We start from the raw sequence: 989 nt of genomic DNA, 5'->3' as shown, positions 1-989 counted from the left end.
CGTACGGCTTGCGCTCACTCACCCGGCCATCTCAGCACACCCACGCCCACCAGCTAGGCATAACGCTACAGATTCACTCGATCACACTACGACATCAGGGGCATAGACCCGCGGACCGCCCTCTCAGCCCGCATTGCTTCCGCAAGCGGCATCACCTTCTCGCGCGGCTGCCCGTCATCCGGATCTGCGAGGCCGTAGAAGGTGGCCCTTCCTGGCACGACGCGACGCGTCAGCGCCCCATCCTCGACCAGTGTCCGCACCGCCCTAGCGACCGTTCGCCTAGCGGACGGGGCCACTTGATCCACCGCCTCGACGAGTTCCTTGTAACGCAACTCTTCCGGCGCCTCATCCAGGACCTTCACGATCGCGGCCTGCAGCTCTTCCATCCGGTGCCGACCAGGCAGCTCACGGATGACTGGCGCGCCACCCTCCCAGCGGGGCACAACCACGATCCGTGCTGGGGCCAGTCGGTCTCGCCATACTTCGACACGGTCAATGAGTTCCATGAGGAGGCGTCTGCGATCGTCCGTGGACAGGACATCCCACTCCTGGAGGAGTCCTTCAATCACCGGCACGGCATCGCAAAGGTCAAAGCTGGCCGCGCCGGTGTTCGCTGTCAGATCCGCTAGCTGCTTTTGGATCGTCTCGCGGTTGGCGCGAAGCCGGTCACGGGCGGGGATGTACTCCTCCGCGAGGATGATGCCACGCGATACCAGATCGGTCTGCCGCGCAAGATCAGCCTCAACTCTCTTCAGTTCCCGTTCGAGCCGAACGGACTCGGCCTCGATCGGGCTCGCCACTTCTCCTTGCACGCGCCTGGCGGCCGCCTCGATGCCATTCGCCCATTCGGCCAAGACCTCGAGGGGACTGTACGGTTTTCGGTGTAACTCCTGATCAAGGAGAACGCACCTGATGAGTACTGTGATCCAGGCATCGACGGAGATCGACCTGGAGGACGCCGCAGTGGCACGCAAGGAGCCCAAGGACGC

At 63.7% G+C, this 989-nt stretch carries 1 protein-coding gene; it reads right to left on the bottom strand.

The features are described from left to right. Positions 1-86 precede the first annotated feature (86 nt). Positions 87-989, bottom strand: a 903-nt coding sequence (locus tag ACTWPT_RS60045; RefSeq protein WP_443186488.1) for a hypothetical protein, incomplete at its 5' end; no start/stop codon positions are given.

This window comes from Nonomuraea sp. 3N208, from assembly GCF_052245935.1.
GTDB lineage: Bacteria > Actinomycetota > Actinomycetes > Streptosporangiales > Streptosporangiaceae > Nonomuraea.
The sequence above is the reverse complement of the archived record's forward strand: the minus strand, read 5'-3'. Positions and strand labels throughout refer to the sequence as shown.